The organism is Blautia sp. MSK17_66 (genome assembly GCF_020538025.1).
In the GTDB taxonomy this organism is placed as follows: Bacteria; Bacillota; Clostridia; order Lachnospirales; family Lachnospiraceae; genus Blautia_A.
Window position 1 is genome coordinate 22,941 of the sequence record NZ_JAJBNQ010000031.1, and the last position, 17,601, is coordinate 40,541.

Annotated in this window: 19 protein-coding genes; 2 read left to right on the forward strand and 17 right to left on the reverse strand. The window is 44.5% G+C overall.

Annotation, left to right across the window (positions count from 1 at the left end):
- Positions 1–45: 45 nt before the first annotated feature.
- From thrC to LIR34_RS15110, 3 genes are all read right to left on the reverse strand, one after another.
- Positions 46–1,536: a threonine synthase gene (gene thrC / locus LIR34_RS15100; protein WP_173902382.1), complete on the reverse strand. Its 1,491-nt coding sequence runs from the start codon at positions 1,534–1,536 to the stop codon at positions 46–48.
- 174 nt (positions 1,537–1,710) lie between these two features.
- Positions 1,711–2,580 (reverse strand): cell wall hydrolase, encoded by an 870-nt coding sequence (locus LIR34_RS15105; RefSeq protein WP_244092254.1) that lies wholly within the window; start codon positions 2,578–2,580, stop codon positions 1,711–1,713.
- A 226-nt stretch (positions 2,581–2,806) separates the two neighbouring features.
- Positions 2,807–3,001, reverse strand: coding sequence for a hypothetical protein (locus LIR34_RS15110; RefSeq protein ID WP_161284738.1), 195 nt, complete (start codon positions 2,999–3,001; stop codon positions 2,807–2,809).
- Positions 3,002–3,284: 283 nt separating this feature from the next.
- On the opposite strand from LIR34_RS15110, the gene LIR34_RS15115 reads away from it, so the two are divergent.
- Positions 3,285–3,875, forward strand: a complete 591-nt coding sequence (locus LIR34_RS15115) for a cytidylate kinase-like family protein (RefSeq protein WP_161284739.1) — start codon at positions 3,285–3,287, stop codon at positions 3,873–3,875.
- Between the two features lie 35 nt (positions 3,876–3,910).
- Here LIR34_RS15115 and LIR34_RS15120 read toward each other — a convergent pair whose 3' ends face one another.
- The 7 genes from LIR34_RS15120 to LIR34_RS15150 all read right to left on the reverse strand — a co-directional run bounded on the left by LIR34_RS15120 (position 3,911) and on the right by LIR34_RS15150 (position 10,417).
- Positions 3,911–5,002, reverse strand: coding sequence for a DUF362 domain-containing protein (locus tag LIR34_RS15120; protein ID WP_173902367.1), 1,092 nt, complete (start codon positions 5,000–5,002; stop codon positions 3,911–3,913).
- Positions 5,003–5,141: 139 nt separating this feature from the next.
- Positions 5,142–5,798, reverse strand: a complete 657-nt coding sequence (locus tag LIR34_RS15125) for an ABC-2 transporter permease (RefSeq protein WP_173902368.1) — start codon at positions 5,796–5,798, stop codon at positions 5,142–5,144.
- Positions 5,795–6,643, reverse strand: a complete 849-nt coding sequence (locus tag LIR34_RS15130) for an ABC transporter ATP-binding protein (RefSeq protein WP_173902384.1) — start codon at positions 6,641–6,643, stop codon at positions 5,795–5,797. Before LIR34_RS15130 ends, LIR34_RS15125 begins: the two co-directional genes overlap by 4 nt.
- Positions 6,643–7,020 (reverse strand): GntR family transcriptional regulator, encoded by a 378-nt coding sequence (locus LIR34_RS15135; protein ID WP_173902369.1) that lies wholly within the window; start codon positions 7,018–7,020, stop codon positions 6,643–6,645. The genes LIR34_RS15130 and LIR34_RS15135 overlap by 1 nt, the downstream gene beginning before the upstream one ends.
- Before the next feature lie 193 nt (positions 7,021–7,213).
- Entirely contained in the window at positions 7,214–7,768 is a 555-nt protein-coding gene (locus LIR34_RS15140) for a DUF5662 family protein (protein WP_173902385.1), read from the reverse strand.
- The gene (locus LIR34_RS15145) at positions 7,728–9,623 is read right to left on the reverse strand and encodes a Type II secretory pathway, pullulanase PulA and related glycosidase (RefSeq protein WP_173902370.1); all 1,896 of its coding nucleotides are present in this window, start codon (positions 9,621–9,623) and stop codon (positions 7,728–7,730) included. Before LIR34_RS15145 ends, LIR34_RS15140 begins: the two co-directional genes overlap by 41 nt.
- A 35-nt stretch (positions 9,624–9,658) precedes the next feature.
- Entirely contained in the window at positions 9,659–10,417 is a 759-nt protein-coding gene (locus LIR34_RS15150) for an exodeoxyribonuclease III (RefSeq protein ID WP_173902371.1), read from the reverse strand.
- Between the two features lie 163 nt (positions 10,418–10,580).
- Between LIR34_RS15150 and LIR34_RS15155 the strand changes: the two genes are divergently transcribed.
- Complete coding sequence (locus LIR34_RS15155) at positions 10,581–10,955, forward strand: DUF1292 domain-containing protein (protein WP_161284745.1); 375 nt, start codon at positions 10,581–10,583, stop codon at positions 10,953–10,955.
- A 120-nt stretch (positions 10,956–11,075) separates the two neighbouring features.
- Here the strand turns inward: LIR34_RS15155 and LIR34_RS15160 are convergent, their stop codons facing one another.
- From LIR34_RS15160 to LIR34_RS15190, 7 genes are all read right to left on the reverse strand, one after another.
- Entirely contained in the window at positions 11,076–11,591 is a 516-nt protein-coding gene (locus LIR34_RS15160) for a deoxyuridine 5'-triphosphate nucleotidohydrolase (RefSeq protein WP_161284746.1), read from the reverse strand.
- A gap of 22 nt (positions 11,592–11,613) precedes the next feature.
- Positions 11,614–12,105: an anaerobic ribonucleoside-triphosphate reductase activating protein gene (gene nrdG / locus LIR34_RS15165; RefSeq protein ID WP_173902372.1), complete on the reverse strand. Its 492-nt coding sequence runs from the start codon at positions 12,103–12,105 to the stop codon at positions 11,614–11,616.
- Positions 12,106–12,107: 2 nt separating this feature from the next.
- Positions 12,108–14,201 (reverse strand): polyribonucleotide nucleotidyltransferase, encoded by a 2,094-nt coding sequence (locus LIR34_RS15170; RefSeq protein WP_173902373.1) that lies wholly within the window; start codon positions 14,199–14,201, stop codon positions 12,108–12,110.
- A 159-nt stretch (positions 14,202–14,360) separates the two neighbouring features.
- Positions 14,361–14,627: a 30S ribosomal protein S15 gene (rpsO, locus tag LIR34_RS15175; protein ID WP_161284749.1), complete on the reverse strand. Its 267-nt coding sequence runs from the start codon at positions 14,625–14,627 to the stop codon at positions 14,361–14,363.
- A gap of 143 nt (positions 14,628–14,770) precedes the next feature.
- Positions 14,771–15,676, reverse strand: coding sequence for a bifunctional riboflavin kinase/FAD synthetase (locus LIR34_RS15180; RefSeq protein WP_173902374.1), 906 nt, complete (start codon positions 15,674–15,676; stop codon positions 14,771–14,773).
- Positions 15,677–15,699: 23 nt separating this feature from the next.
- Complete coding sequence (gene truB, locus LIR34_RS15185) at positions 15,700–16,584, reverse strand: tRNA pseudouridine(55) synthase TruB (protein WP_173902375.1); 885 nt, start codon at positions 16,582–16,584, stop codon at positions 15,700–15,702.
- On the reverse strand, positions 16,584–17,546 hold the full coding sequence (locus tag LIR34_RS15190; protein ID WP_161284752.1) for a DHH family phosphoesterase: 963 nt from the start codon (positions 17,544–17,546) through the stop codon (positions 16,584–16,586). The genes truB and LIR34_RS15190 overlap by 1 nt, the downstream gene beginning before the upstream one ends.
- Positions 17,547–17,601 lie beyond the last annotated feature (55 nt).

Sequence of the window (17,601 nt, forward strand, 5' to 3'; positions counted from 1 at the left end):
AAAGGCTGTGACTTAAAGTCACAGCCTTTTCTCTATGGTCTTATCTCAGTGAATTCCAAGAATATCCTTAACCGCTGCCGGCATATCCGGTGCATCTACAACTCTGTCGTGAAGAACCGGAGCTGTACGGATCTCTTCTACCGCTCTCGGAATCTTGACTCCGGAGATTCTGGTCAGTTCATCTGCCAGAGCAAAATCATCCAGTCCCTCTCCCTTATCAGAGATTGCAGCCATAACACTTCTTGTGAATTTGTATGGGCTTGCTGTGGATGCAATCACTGTCGGAGTCGTATCCTTGGTGTCCTCGGTATATTTCTTATATACTCCTGCTGCAACTGCTGTATGCGGGTCGATCACATAATCTGCATCCTCAAAGATTCTGCGGATCGCTTCTTTCGTTTCTTCTTCGCTGCAGTAGTTGCCATAGAAATCTGAAAGACCTGCTTTCATTTCGTCTGTAATGGTGTACTCTCCGCCCTGGCTTAATGCCTGCATCAGTTCCGCACATTTCTCTGCATCCTCACCTGTGAGACGATAGATCAGACGCTCCAGGTTACTGGAGATCAGAATGTCCATAGAAGGAGAAGTAGTAAGAATAAACTCTCTCTTTCTGTTATAGGTTCCTGTACGGAAGAAATCAAACAGAACTTTGTTCTCATTGGAAGCACAGATCAGCTTATGGATCGGAAGTCCCATCTGTTTTGCATAAAATGCTGCAAGAATGTTTCCAAAGTTTCCTGTAGGAACTACAACATTGATCTCATCTCCTGCCTTGACAGTTCCGTCTTTGACCAGTTTTGCATATGCATATACATAATATACGATCTGTGGCACCAGACGTCCAATATTGATGGAATTGGCAGAGGAAAACTGGAATCCGGCTCCGTCGAGTTCTGCTGCAAGTTCTTTGTCGTTGAACATCTTTTTGACAGCAGTCTGTGCGTCATCGAAGTTTCCTGTGATGCCTACGACTGCAGTGTTGGCACCCTTCTGTGTTACCATCTGTTTCTCCTGGATCGGACTTACTCCATGCTTCGGATAAAATACAATGATTCTTGTTCCAGGAACATCTGCAAAGCCTGCAAGGGCTGCTTTACCGGTATCTCCGGAAGTTGCAGTCAGGATCACGATCTCATTCTTTACCTGATTCTTTCTTGCTGCTGTTGTCATCAGATGCGGAAGAATGGACAGTGCCATATCCTTAAATGCGATGGTGGAACCATGGAACAGTTCCAGATAATAAGCTCCGTCTGCTTTATGAAGCGGGGCGATCTCTGTTGTATCAAATTTCTCATCGTATGCATTTGCAATACAGTTCTTCAGCTCTTCCTCTGTAAAGTCTGTAAGAAAACGGCTCATAACTTCATAGGCTGTTTCCTGATATGTCATCTGAGCAAGTTTCTCTACAGGAACATCCAGTTTCGGGATCGAAGTCGGTACAAACAGCCCTCCATCTTCGGAAAGTCCTTTCAAAATAGCCATGGACGCGGTTACTGTTTCACCTTTGCCTCTGGTGCTCTTATATAATACCTGCATGTATTCTTCCTGCCTTTCTTTGGTTATCTTTTTGATTTTTGTCATAGTATACCACGGTGACGTGTAAAATTCCATAGGAAATTTAAAAAGCTCCGAAAGATTCTGTTTCTTTCGGAGCTGTACGCCCTGTTATTCTTCTGCGGACATCTGCTTTACAAGCCCGGACACTAGCTTTTAATTCTCCGCGTTTTCTCTGAGAACCTCATCCGGATATGTATAAAACTCATGAACACCATGCTTAAATAATCTCTTGAGATTCTTATCAAACCAGGATATATTGCTCTTTGCAGCTGCCGATTTCTGAATAAAAAACAGTGCTCCCTTAGAATAATCCACCCCTTCGAGAACCTGCTTCACAGCTTCCTTCGTTTCCCTGGAAACAGTTACCTCAGAAATCCGGCCATCCTCAACCGGCGAAAACTGTGCTACACCATTATTGTATTCCCAGATCACATCTGTGACATTGTCCGGAAACTCACTGTACTTCACACGATTCATAATTACATTGGCAACCATGATCCTGCCTTTGATGTCCTCTGTACCTGCCTCAGCCTCTACAATCTGCAGAAGGTTCTGATAATCCTCATCTGACATCATCTTTGCAGAGGATACAACATTGGAATCAAAATTATCTATCGTAGTAGCCATGGATTCACTGACATTCATCTCAACAGCCTGGCTGGTGATCTTCTGTACACGCTGACCTACAATCACATCCTCACACGAAGTACCGATCCTGTTGATCGTTGCTCCTGCAGACGGAGTTCCGCTCACACCGGATGCCACGCCTGCAATTCCAGATGGAAGTTCATAACCCGCACCCTCATATGCACTGTTTACTGTACTCTCTGCTGCCGCATAAACTCTTTCCTGCCTGTTAAAACTGTCTGCGATCTTGAGGCCTCCTGAAACCGTCAGAACAGCAGCCGCACATACCGTCAGTGAAACAAAGCCTCTCATAGAAGCCGGCAGTTTCTTCCTGTTGTTATTCTCACCCTTAACGGGCGTTGGGATCTGATTTTCTGTTAATTCTGATTTCTTCATACTCTTATAATCCTTGCAATTTCATTATTTCTTTTTTTCTGAAATTATTTTTTCTGTAATATTTCTGTAATTTATAAGAAAATTATATTTAATAATCACCCATCTGTCAAGTGATTTTTATATTTCCCATTATAAGAGTCTTCGTTTTTGCGGTCAACAAATTTCGTTCGACAGAATCTGCCATTTCTTTCATCTGTTGCTGTTCACTCCGTTCTCAGTAACTTGGTCAAAATGCATTCCAGCTGATCAGCCCGCATAACGCAGTGCTTCTATTCTTTACTTCTGTCTGCTGCACGTTGTCTGTTTCTGTGGCTGCTGCCATCGGCCGTCTCACTTTCCTGCAGACCACCGCTCCTGATGTTCCTGTCACCGCCACAACAATGATCAGACTCAGGATTTTCTTTTTTTTAGATCTTTTCACTTTTCTTCCCTTTTGAAACATTTCTGCCCTCCAAGCTGTCCGTAACCGACTCTCCTGTTCTCTGTTTCTGAAACATACTTTAACAGGAAACTGTGTTCACTTATTGAGAGATCTGTGAAAGACCCATGAACTAACCTTAAGCGAACCTTAAAATCCGTCACATTTATCTGACTTATCAGATTTTCATAAAATATTTTCACTTTTTAGGATTTTATTGTGGATATTTTCCAACTATTATGTTATAATATTCACAAATAAAAGTCCATCGAAAGGAGGAATTTATATGAGTAAACGTATCATTACAATCAATCGAATGTACGGAAGCGGTGGACGTGCTATCGGAAAGGCTCTTGCAGAAGAACTTGGAATCGGATTCTATGACAGAGAACTGATCGAGATTGCCGCTAAGAAGAAAAACATTCCTCTCGGCGACCTCGCTGATGTAGACGAAAAGAGACCCGGTGTCTGGAGTTTTCCTGTAAATCATGAGATTCAGATCAACCCGGAATATCTCACAATTCCAATGAATGATGTTCTGTTTGAACTCCAGCGTGATATCATCCTTTCCCTTTCGGATAAGGAGGACTGCGTGATTGTCGGCAGATGTGCCAATCATATCCTCCTGGACCGGACCAGTGTGTTTATCTACGCACCGTTTGAAACCCGTGTAAAGACCATTATGGAGCGGCTTGACAGAGAAGAAAAGAGTGCCCGGAAGCTGGTTAAGCGAATGGATAAGGAACGTAAAGCTTATTACGAATTCTTTACCGATGAGAATTGGCTGGATATGGGGCAGTATGATCTTTGCATTGACAGCAGCAGATTTACTACGGAAGAAATCGTAAAAATCCTGAAAGAAGCATACGAACGATAAACGTGGGGGAATGTATTATCATTCCCCCACGCATTTTATCTGGAAATATATTCTTTTAAAAATTCATAGATCTGATTTTCTGTCGGCGGACAGCCTTCTGCATGATGTCTGAAGTTTCTGGTACAATGTCCGACTCCCAATTCTCCGCTCTTACCTCTGTATCCCTGTCCGATACAGATTTTTTCATGAAGTTTTTCGAGAAGCCCCTCCTGCTTCAGCATATCCAGTGCCGGGATCAGATATCCATAGCAGGCGCTACAGGAATCCACTTCCTCTACCGCATCAGCTACCTCTACTACCTTGCGTCGTTTCGGAATATTTTGCTGAACATCTTCACCCAGTATGCGGATATCTGCTTTTGAGATATCAGAACATCCGACTCCAAGCTCTCCGGCAAGCTTCACATACGGAACATCGGAAACTCTGTAATGAAGCTGCTGACAGACATATGCATCCACAAGTACCGGATCCAGTGCTGTCCAGATACGGTTCATGACTACCGGATTTCCACCGTCTTCAAAATCCAGGTCTCCACAGATATTGTCAACTACGATAAAGTCCTGATGGATTCCTGTGTTTAAATGTGCGATCGGCTTGTGAAGACCCATCGAATGGAAATGACGTTTCTCTGTGTTTGGGATCAGTCCTTTCATATTCTTAAGTGCACAGGTGATCTTTGTCTGACAGTGTCCCTTCATAACCGGCACATTAATCAGGAAGTCCACCTCTTTGACACTGTTGCAGATCTTGAGTTCCAGTCCTCTGCAGTCTTTTGTAAAGCTTTTGTCCTTCTGGGTATCATGAAATTCCACATCATAGCCATCACATATCTGCTGATAACCGCACACCTCAAATACATCTGAGGTACGATCCCCTACCCAGGAGCCTTCCAGGATCATCATTTTGCGGAAGCCATTTTCCTTCAGATATTCCAGGATTCCGGCAATGATCTCCGTATGTGTCGTGGCACCATTGGACGGATCCGATGCCGAAACCATGTTTGGCTTGATGCCAACCATTTTGTCACGGTCACCGATCAGCTCTGCCAGATTACTCTCTGCCAGAAGTTCTTTGGTGATCTTTTTGTATTCTGTTCCACTTTTTATAAAAATCTGGTTTTTCTCCATAAAATGCTCCTCCTGCCTGCATATATATCTTCTCTTTTTACAGGATAACGTATTTGGAAGAAATATTCCAGTTAATTATTTTAAGAGGGGGATTAGTTTTATTGTTTTGTTACTGTTTACTCCGTTCACAGCAGCCTAATCAGAACTCTTTCCTTTCCATGATCCGCTCGCTGGCTTTTACAGATACTGCCGTGCAGATCATCAGCAATACGATCAGCAGACATGCTGTCTGCCATCCGAAAATTCTTCCCAGAAACTCAAAACCTCTCGCAAAACCTTTCTTATATATATTGTACCCTTCCCTGCATACCGCCACCAGCAAAAAAAGTGCCGCTGCTGCCGCTACCATGATGATTCTGCTTTTCTCCGCTTCGTACTTTAACCGCAGTGGAATCGTTCCGCAAAGAATCATCCCTGCAAGGATCATTGAGACACCTGCACTGATCAGAAGGTCCTGCATTTCCTGATTTCCGGTAACCTGAACTTTCAATATCCCAATGAGCAGAGCAGCCACACCTGTCACTGCTGCAAAGCAGAAACCAAGCAGATATTTCGACCATACATACTGTTTTCTGGTAACAGGAAGGGTCATCAGATAATTCATTCCATGGTGATAAGCATCATAGGAAATCGTTCCGACAGAGACACCAATACTTACAAAAATCGAATAGGACACAAAGAAAGTGCTTCCATTCTTCTGTACGATCAGATACATAAATCCGATCAGGAAAACAGCCAGATATGTCTTCATATTTATTTTGAGCAGTTCCATATCTTTCGCTAACAATCCACTCATAATGTCTCTCCTTTCACCAGCATGGTGATCACCTCATCCACACTACCTTTCTCAACTACGATCTCCGGGTAGTTTTCCAGATAATAGTGCTTCTGGTCTGTCAGGCAGCTGTATCCAAACGGCTCCTTCCTCACACGCAGAAGATATTCTTTATCAAGTGCCTCGTATTCCTGCTCTGTCACTTTGAGAAATCCATATTCCTCAAGAATACGGTCCGTCTCCTCATGAAGAACAATTTCCCCTTCATGGATCATATACAGGTCATCGCAGAAATGCTCCAGATCCCCGGAAATATGGGAACTGACCACGATGGAACGCCCTGGGATCTCCATATATTCCCGCAGAAGATCGAGGATTTCTTCTCTGGCAACCACATCCAGCCCCGCTGTCGGCTCATCCAGAAGCAGCAATCTGCTGCCATGGCTGAGTGCAAGGAGTACATTCAGCTTTGCTTTCATTCCGGTAGAGAAATCTCTGATCTGTTTGTTCCGTGGAATCTGAAATTCCTCACATCTTTCAGCGAACTCTTCTTCCCTGAAGTCCGGGTAAAACCGCTTCATAACCGGAATAAGCTGATTCACTTTCAGATATTCCGAAAATCCGCTGTCTGAAAACACTGTGCCAATCTCCTGTTTCTGCTCGGGTTTCAGATCTTGCGCTGTCCTGTCCAATACTTTTACGCTGCCCTGATCCGGATGGATAAGACCAAGTATAAGCTTAAAGGTCGTACTCTTCCCGGCTCCATTTGCCCCGATCAGCCCGATGATCCGATCCTTAGGGATCTGCATATTCAGATCAAGCGTAAAATCATTATATTTCTTAATCACATGATCGAATTCTATCATCATAGCCTGTCCTCCATTATAATATCAAATGTCTCTCTAATCTCCTTCTCTGTCAGCCCTCCGGCCTGTGCCCTTCGGACGGCTGCCTCGAGTTCCTTCTCCAGTTCCTTGCGCCTCTCTTCCATCAGAAGCTCCTGATTTGTATTTGCAATAAAGCTTCCCTTTCCATGGACAGTTACGACCAGTCCCTCTTCCTCCAGACTGTCGTAAGCTTTTTTCACCGTGAGTGCACTGATCTTTAGTTCTCTGGAAAGTGCACGCACGGAAGGAAGTGCCTCTCCCGCAGTCAGTGTACCTTCTATTATTCCTGACTTGATCTGAATCATGATCTGCTCATAGATCGGTTCCATGGAAGTATGATTAATAATAAGATCCAACTTCATCCCTCCTTGTACAAACAGTATATAACAGCATTATACTGTTGTCAACTGTTATATACTGTTTATCCTTTTTTCTATCCCAACAGCCAACACATTACGGAGTAATTTCCTATAAAGCAAAAAAACCTTCTCCCTGTCACCAGACCAGACTGACCGATCATGACAGAAAAAAGGCTTTTATCCTGTTCTCTCAATATTTGATTTTTCTTGTTTCTCCCTTAAGATATCTGTATTTGATATAGTGGAGAAGTTTTTCTTCACCATGGTCATTCAGAATGCGAAGAAGCGCTTCCAGTTCTTTCTTGGTCTGTGGATGAATAAACCAGAGGTCTTCTTTGCTCTTCATGAAATATTCCAGAGGCTGGCTGTTTGTATAGGCATCTCCCAGATAATTCCGCGAAGCACTGATCCGATCCATAACCATCTCTGCCACATATTTACGTGGCATCTGAGCTCCCATGATCACATGATTCTTATCAAGAGAATAATCAACCCAGTGCTCAAAATGATGCTTGTTCCGGCCCTTGTGGTGCAGCCACGAAGTGGAAACTCCGATGTCCTCCCGCTCTGCATTGTTCGGGCTTCTCGTTCCCTGATAATATTTACAGCCCACCAGAAATTCCGCAGGCGTATATTTGGAAAGGTCATGGAGCAGCCCCTGCTTATACAGTCCGATCCGGAAACAATATTTCATCACCAGTAATTTATGCTTTGTTATCGTCTTGAAGTGCAGCCACGGATGCATCATCCTCTACCTCCTCCTGCCTTGCCACCAGCACCACAATGGTACGTGGATTGATATCTATTACTTTTTTGTAACTTACACTGTCCTCCCGGAACCATTTTTCTTCTTCCTGATCCGAGGTGTCGACAATCTTTCTCCATGTCACTCCATCCGGAAGGTTTGGCAATGCGATTTTCCTCTCCTCCCAATGAAAATTGTAACCTATATAAAGGAAGTCATCTTTTGTTCCGTCTGCTCTCTCAGCATAATCTCCACAGTACATGATCCCGATCAGGCGGCTGGTGTTTTCCATATTTAAAAACCACGCACGTTCTCCATGGAAGGAAATATCCGGAAATCCCTTGGCCATATAATCTACGTTTCGAAGCTCATCCGGCATATGAAGGATCGGATGCTCCTTTCGGAATTCAATTGCTTTCTTCACAAAAGAGAACAATTTCTCCTGTTTTTTGAATGATTTCCAGTCCGTCCAGCCTGTGCTGTTATCCTGACACCAGGCATTATTATTTCCTCCCTGTGAATTGCCGAACTCATCTCCTCCATAAAGCATCGGTGTACCCTGACTCAAAAGCAGCATGAGAAAAGCATTTCGAAGCTGCTGCTCCCTGAGACGGCGGATTGCCTGCTTCCTCGTCGCACCTTCTACACCGCAGTTCCAGGAATAATTATAATCACTGCCGTCATGATTCTCTTCTCCGTTCGCTTCATTATGGCGGTAATTATAAGTCACGGTGTCATACAGAGTAAATCCATCCTGACTCGCCATGTAATTGATCGTTCCGAAATGTCCTGTGTTTCTCTTAATATGAAACTGTGCTCCGGCGATCATCCCCTCGTCACTCTTGAGAAGGCGACGCATATCCTGCATAAATCCTCTGTTGTACTCTGCCAGCATATTCTCTTTGTCAGGCTGTCCGGAAATATCAGAAAACATTTTTTTGACTCCATACAGGAACGGATCTCTCTCGATCAGTTCCTTCGGGACACCATCTCCTACCAGATGGAAACCATCCACATGATAGTATTTTTTCCAGAACCACAATGCATAAAGGGCTTTCATCGGTGCGGTATCTGCCGGGAAATACATTTCCATAATACATTCTATTCCGGCCTCATGAAAGGCCCTCACCATATCGCAGAACTCCTTTTGCGGTTTCCTGGTAGCACAGTAAGCGCTTTTGGGTGCAAAATAAAATCCCGGCTGATATCCCCAGTAATTGATCCGGCTCTTCTGATGCTTCTGCCGGATCATGACCTTTCCAGATTCTGCCACAGATTTTTCCATAAATTCATAACATGGCATTAATTCAATCGCATTGATACCCAGTTCTTTCCAATAGGGAATCATTTCTGTAAGACCTGCAAAGGTACCTCTCTTTTTGGGTGAGATCTTTGCCTGTCTTGTATAACCTCTGACATGGATTTTATAGAGAAGCATATCCTGATAAGGGATCTTTGGCGCCGCATCTCCCATCCAGTTATATCCCTTTGTATTGAGAAAACTGCATCTTATTTTGTGCTCATCTTCCTTATCTGTTATTTTGCCAAATGCTTCTCTTCCTGTCAGACCATAAGCATACGGATCCTGACATACCTTTGTATCTATTCGAAAATTATATTCATATTGTTCCGGCTTAAATCCGGACACCATCATTGCACACATACGGCCGGTCCGATTTGCTTCTGTAAAAGGAATCTCTTCTGCCGGTTCTGCTTCTCCCTTATGATACAGAATCAGAGAAGCTTCTTCATCAGCGGGAACCTCCACAGCAAAATTTATTCCCCCGGAAACTTTTGTGACACCCGGCAGCATCGGATTGCCTTCGTGTATCAAAAGCCCGCTTTGATCGTACATAATCCCTCTCTCCTCCTTATACATGCCTTCTATGATCAGAGCTGCTCTGTATCCAGCTCAACCGGACAATGGTCCGATCCCATGATCTCCGTGTGGATCACCGCATCCTTCAAATACTCCCTGAGGGCAGGTGATACCAGGAAGTAGTCGATTCTCCATCCTGAATTCTTCTCACGGGCTCTGAAACGATAGGACCACCAGGAATAAATCCCCTCCTGATCCGGATAAAAATAGCGGAACGTATCAATAAATCCGCTTTCCAGGACTTTCGTAAAGCAGCCTCTCTCTTCATCCGTAAATCCTGCATTTTTGCGGTTGGTCTTAGGATTCTTAAGATCGATCTCCTGATGCGCGACATTCAGATCTCCGCAGCAGATGACCGGCTTTTTGTCCTGGAGCTTCAGAAGATATGCGAGAAAATCTCTCTCCCACTCCATTCGATAAGAAAGACGCTTCAGTTCCGTCTGAGAATTTGGCGTATATACCGTTACAAAATAAAAATGATCAAACTCAAGAGTGATCACACGTCCTTCCTTGTCATGTTCTTCTATTCCTATCCCATAAAAAACAGAAAGCGGCTCCTGCTTTGTAAAGATCGCCGTTCCGGAATATCCCTTCCTGTTTGCATAATTCCAGTACTGATGATAGCCCGGAAGTTCAATCTTGACCTGTCCCTGCTGACATTTCGTCTCCTGCAGACAAAAAATATCTGCGTCCAGTTCCCGAAATCTATCTTCAAACCCTTTGGTCAGACATGCTCTGATTCCATTTACATTCCATGAAACAAATTTCATTTCGTTTCTCCTTCATTTTTTTATATCATTTATTATACATGATTCCTGAGTGAGTTAAAATACATTTTTTTATTTTTTGCACAGGACAACCGTTGTAAATCCCTGTGTTTTCTGATAAAATGAATAAAATAACCAAAAGAAAACAAAAGTGAGGAATTCAATTATGAGTGATGAATTTACAAATTCCAAATGTGCACCGAGTGACTGTGCAACCTGCGGACTGAACTGCGGCGGAGCTGACCCTGAAGAAGGTCACAGCACAATTTCACTGACACTGGAGGATGATACAGAGGTTGAATGTGCGATCCTTACAGTCTTCCCGATAGATGAGCAGGAATACATTGCACTTCTTCCGCTGGACGAGAACGGCCAGAATCAGAGCGGAGAGGTTTATCTCTATCGTTTCTCCCGTACAGAGAACGGCGATCCGATGCTTGCCAACATCGAGGATGACGCGGAGTACCAGGCAGCAGCCACAGCATTTGATATTGTACTTGACAATGCCCGCAGAGCAGAAGAAGGCGAAACACTGGAATAATTCTTATTCGCAGTTACTGATATTCATTTACTATTTCACAGCACATATTTCACAGCACAAAACAAGCGGAGTATCCGGAACACTAAAGTCCGGGAACTCCGCTTTTATATTTACTGTATTTTATTTCTGCGTAGTGCTTCCAAAGCCGCCATTACGGATGCCCTGTGCATCATCATCTACTGTAATTCCATATTCTACAAAAATCCCCTGCATAAAGCCTGTTCCGGCCTGAATGCTTACAGACTTGCTCTCATTGCTGTCGTTGGTGATCTTCGAGAAAATATGTCCTTCATTGTCAGAATAAAAATAATCACTGTCAATGATCCCAACCGTATTATTGAGCTGCAGACGATATTTGAAGCCCAGTCCGCTCCTCGGATAACATTTCAGGACCCAGTCCTGCTCCATCTCCACACGGATCCCGGTCGGAATCTTGACGGTCTCGCCCGGATTCAGTGTAATGTCCACAGGTGAAAAGAAATCATATCCTGCACTTCCTGCTGTTGCTCTTACCGGAAGCTTGATTTTATTATAAATGTCGGCAATCGTTTCCTCTGCTGTCTCCGGAAAAGTATCTTTCCAGTCTGCCATAAAACGCTCTGCACTTACTTTGTGAAATTTTGCAATTCTTTTCATTTTGTCCTCCTGGATTTCTCATTTATTCGGCATGAAGAACGATCCTGTGTTCACAAAGAGTAGACGGAACATCAATCACACGCTGATTGGAAGATCCCTTCCATTTCAATCCGACATCCAGTTTATCTACCTGGAACTCTCCGTCTACAAGTACATCCAGATAGCGAAGGATTTCTTCATGCTGGATCTCTTCCCAGAGGGAACCTGTATAAAGCCAGATGGTTTTGTTCGGATATTTTTCTTTGATTTTACGTGCAAGGGCTGTTACTGCTGAAATATTGGACGGATGAAGCGGATCTCCTCCTGAAAAAGTGATACCGCTTACATACTCCTTATCCAGTTCGGTAAAAATCTCCCTCTCCTCTGCTTCTGTAAACGGAAGTCCGCCATTTGGATCCCAGGTGATGGGATTCTGGCACTCCCGGCAGCAGTGATTGCATCCGGCAACCCAGAGTACCACCCGAAGTCCGTCTCCATTCAGCATATCATCCTTGGTTATATTATGATATCTCATTTTTATGCTTCTTCCGGTACATCCTTAATGCTGAAACTCATTCTTCCCATCTTGTCTTTGCCAAGGCAGATTACTTTTACCTTGTCGCCAAGAGTAAGAACATCTTCTACTTTGTCGATTCTGTGATCACTGATCTTGGAAATATGAACCATTCCCTCTTTGCCAGGAGCAAACTCAACAAAGGCACCGAAATCCTTGATGCTTACAACTGTACCTTCAAAAATCTGACCTGCCTCGAAATCAGTTGCGATGGTTTTGATCATCTTTCTTGCTTCGTCCATTCCGTGCTGGTCAACGCCGCAGATAGATACAGAACCTTCATCTGTGATATCGATCTGAACACCTGTACGCTCGATGATGGCATTGATAGTCTTGCCTCTCTGACCAACAACATCTCCGATCTTCTGAGGATCGATCTGAAGCTGAATGATCTTCGGTGCATATTTATTTACCTGAGTACGCGGCTCTGCGATGCATTTCTCCATAACCTCTGTGAGGATATATTCTCTTGCTTCTTTTGTTCTGCGGATTGCTTCTTCTACGATCTGTCTTGTCAGGCCGTGGATCTTGATGTCCATCTGGATTGCTGTGATACCATCATGTGTACCTGCAACCTTGAAGTCCATATCTCCAAAGAAGTCCTCCAGTCCCTGGATATCTGTCAGTACGATGTAATCGTCATCTGTTGCTCCTGTAACAAGACCACAGGAGATACCTGCAACCGGTTTACGGATCGGTACACCTGCTGCCATAAGAGACATGGTGGATGCACAGATACTTGCCTGAGAAGTAGAACCGTTGGATTCAAATGTCTCAGATACTGTACGGATCGCATATGGGAACTCTTCTGCTGACGGGAGTACCGGAACAAGTGCACGTTCTGCCAGTGCTCCATGTCCGATCTCACGACGTCCCGGTCCTCTGGACGGTTTTGTCTCACCTACAGAGTAGGACGGGAAGTTGTAATGATGCATATATCTCTTGGATGTCTCAAACTCATCAAGTCCGTCAATTCTCTGTGCCTCTGAAAGCGGAGCCAGAGTTGTCATGGTGCAGATCTGTGTCTGTCCACGTGTGAACATAGCAGAACCATGAACACGCGGGATGATATCCACTTCTGCTGCCAGCGGACGGATCTGTGTGATCTGACGGCCATCCGGACGTTTGTGATCTCTTAAGATCATCTTACGAACAGTCTTTTTCTGGTACTGATATACTGCTTCTCCGAGAACAGCAAGCCACTCTTCTTTGTCAGCAAACGCATCCTGAAGTCTTGCTGTGATCTCACGGATATTTTCTTCTCTTGTCTGTTTGTCATCTGTGAAGACTGCCTCTTCCATTTCCTCTGACGGCACAATCTTGCGAATTGCCTCAAACAGTTCTTCCGGTACTGCACAGGAAGCGTAGAGATGCTTCTCCTTGCCGCACTCTGCGACAATCTTGTCGATAAAACGGATAATTTCCTGGTTCACATCATGTGCCTTGTAGATTGCTTCGATCATCAGATCTTCCGGTACTTCGTTTGCTCCGGCCTCGATCATGATAACCTTTTCTCTTGTGGAAGCAACTGTCAGCTGAAGATCAGAAAGCTCCTTCTGAGCCAGAGACGGGTTGATGATGAACTCTCCGTCAATCAGGCCAACCTGTGTGGTAGCACAAGGACCATCAAACGGGATATCAGAAATACAGGTTGCGATAGAGGAACCAAGCATAGCCGGAATCTCCGGATTACACTCAGGATCCACAGACATAACCATGTTTACCAGAGTCACATCATTTCTGTAATCCTTCGGAAACAGCGGACGCATCGGACGGTCAATAACACGGGATGTCAAAATTGCGTGCTCGCTTGCCTTACCTTCTCTTTTATTGAATCCTCCTGGAATCTTGCCTACTGCGTACATTTTTTCTTCATACTCAACACTCAGAGGGAAGAAATCGATTCCTTCTCTTGGCTCCTTGGATGCTGTTGCAGTAGAAAGCACAGTTGTATCACCATAATGCATCAGAGCTGCGCCGTTAGCCTGCTTTGCAACACGACCAATATCTACAGTCAGTGTTCTTCCGGCTAATTCCATAGAATAACTTTTGTACATATCTTTTCTCCTTTATTTCTTGCGTTTTAATTTTACAGAAGTCCGAAACGACTGAAAAATCCACTGAAACCAATAGCCTTTTCAGTAGTCTCGGAAATAACTTCTGTTTTTTCATTTAAAAATGGGGCGGATGGTTTATCCGCCCCGTCCGTATACTAATTATTTTCTTAAACCTAATTTCTCAATCAGTGCACGGTATCTTTCGATGTCTGTTTTCTTCAGGTATGCCAGAAGTCCACGTCTCTGACCAACCATCTTCAGAAGACCACGTCTGGAGTGATGATCTTTGTGATGTGTCTTTAAATGCTCTGTCAGCTCCTGGATTCTTGCTGTAAGAACTGCTACCTGTACCTCCGGTGATCCTGTGTCACCCTCGCATCTTGCATATTCTTTCATGATTGCCTGTTTTTTTTCTTTTGAAATCATTGTGATTTCCTCCTTAAAAATATTATTATGAATGAAACGCCGCATATTAAGAAACGGTTGGAGATTCCAATCTCTGAATATGGGCTGATTTACACCTCGAATAGTATAGCATAAAACATCCAACGTGTAAACAAGATAATTATTTATTTTTGAACTTTATTTTCGAAGAACAAGTGTCCTTCTTCGATGTCCCTTGCGATCTGTGCCTTGAGTGCCTCGAAAGAAGCAAATTTACGCTCCGGCCTCTGGAATCTGAGAAAAGAAACTACGCAGTCCTGTCCATACAAATCCCTGTCACAATCAAAAAGATAGGTTTCAACACCAAGGAAATCCTCACCGATTGTCGGCTTATATCCGACATTGGTGATTCCCTGATATTCGGTTTCTCCAAACTTTGACACTGTCACATAGACACCGTTTGGCGGCATGAGCTTCTGTTTGGGAGGGATCAGATTGGTTGTCGGGAAAAATTTCTTGTGCCCAAGACCTTTTCCGTGTTCCACCGTACCTTCCACAAAAAAATCGGTTCCAAGAAGCTCGGATATCTTTTTCATGTTGCCTTTTTTGAGTTCTTCCCGGATAAATGTACTGCTTATCTTACGGTTTCCGTCCATTTCCTTTGGAACGATCTCTGTACTATAGCCATATTTCAGACCGGATTTTTTGAGAAGTTCAGGTGTGCCCTTCCGCTCATAGCCGAACCGATAATCCTCTCCCACTACTACGAAAGAGGCCTGCAGTGCGCCAACCAAGATCTGGCGGATAAACTGATCTGCCTTCATATGCCGTATCTGCTCGTTCAGCGGACATTCCAGAAGGACGTCCACTCCCATATCTTCAAGAAGCAGTCTTCTTTCTTCTCCTGTGAGGATTGTCTGACGATCGGACACAAAGGCAACAACCACCGATGTGGTTCCATATTCTTTCTTGTGATCCTGGATCTTCTGGATCAGTTTCCTGTGTCCGCGATGAATTCCGTCAAACTTTCCAAGGGTGACTGCACAGTTGGAAAACTTTGGAAACTGACCTTCAATCTTCATGTATTCCATGTATTCTGACTCCTGATTTTAATTCAGAGAAACATTTTCTGAGGCTGATAACGGTGCTTTTTGTTATCCCACTCATAAATCCCCAGAAAAACTCCCTCTCTGGTGCACATCCGTACCCAGCCTTTTTTGCTCTGTGTTTCTGTCATGGTATCCGGCAGTGCATTTCCATTCAGAAGAAGACGGTCTCCGAATTTATTGCACCGGATCTGCGGATATGCTTTAAGAACTTCCGAAACAGAGAGGATTCTCTGTTCAAGGATCCCCTCTTCCATTTCTTTCTGCACTTGGTCAAGGGTGATACTGTCTTCCCAGCGATACTCACCGGAAGCTGTACGGGTAAGTTCTTCCATACAGGCACCGCAGCCCAGCTTCTGCCCGATATCATGACACAGGGTACGGATGTAGGTTCCCTTACTGCAGGTGACAGAAAAACGAACAAGCGGAAGTTTCATCTCCAGGATCTCTATTTCATAGAAGCAGACCGGACGCGCCTTACGTTCCACGGTCTTGCCTTCTCTTGCAAGCTCATACAGCTTCTTACCATTTACCTTAAGAGCCGAATACATCGGCGGAATCTGCTGCTGCTCTCCCAGAAAGCTGCGGATCGCGGCAGTCACTTCCTCCTCGGAGACAGTCACTGGTTTTTTGCTCAGGATCTCACCTGTCATATCCTGCGTATCTGTCTCTATCCCCAGACGCAGAAGTGCCTCGTACGTTTTACGCTTCTCAGTCAGAAGATCCACCAGTTTCGTCGCTCTTCCGAGCACAACTGGGAGAACGCCCTCGGCATCTGGATCCAGTGTTCCGGTATGACCAATTTTCTTCATGTGGAGGATTCCCCGAAGTTTTGCAACCACATCATGAGAAGTATATCCCTTCTCTTTTCGAATGATCAGAACTCCGTCCATTATTCCTCCTTCTCACCAAACTGTTTCTCGATTTCTGCCGTCAGATTATTCACAACATCGTACATAGAACCCTGAAGATCACAGCCGGCCGCTCTTGTATGTCCGCCTCCGCCAAAGAAGACGGCAACTTTGCTCACATCAACCTTACCGTTGGAGCGGAGTGAGACCTTGAAGGTCTGCGTCTCCGTCTCGTAGATGAAGATTGCAACTTCCACGCCTCTGGTCAGGCGGAGCTGGCTGACGATACCATCCAGATCACTGCCCTCTACTCCATAAAACTCCATGTCTCTTCTGCGGAGATAGCCTACAATGCACTTTCCGTCCTGAAGAAGGATACTCTCTGCCAGCACACGGCCCATAACCTGTAACTGAAGATAAGTTTTTTCATAAAAAGATTCATCAATGATCTTACTGAAAGGGATCCCCTGTTTCATCAATTCCCCTGCAATACGCATGGTCTCAGAAGAAGTGGAGGAATACTGAAACACTCCGGTATCATGGATCATTCCGGTATAGACCGCAGTTGCGATCGGACGGTCTACCTTCTCCGGATCCAGAAGCCCGTAGAGTACTTCACAACACGAGCTGATATCCCCTTTCACATAGTTGATATCCGCGAATTCCGGATTACTTATATGATGATCGATACAGACTGTTTTCTTTGCATGGTCAAAAGCAGCACCTGCAACTGCCAGGCGGTCACGCGCACTGACATCACAGGTAATAAACAGATCAAATTCTCTGCCTTCTTCTACTTCTGTCTTAATATCTCCGATACGGTCTATATGACCAAAAATCGGTTTCGGATGATCCAGATATACACTGACATCTACATCCGGAAAATAGTTCCTGATATAGAGATACAACGCCATACAGGAACCAACGCAGTCACCGTCAGGTCTGACATGTCCGCCGATACCTACTGTTTTAACATCTTTCAGTACTTCTGAAATATTCTTCATGACACTCCCTCTTATTCCGTTACTGTTTGGGACAATCCGGGCAGGCTCAGCCCCA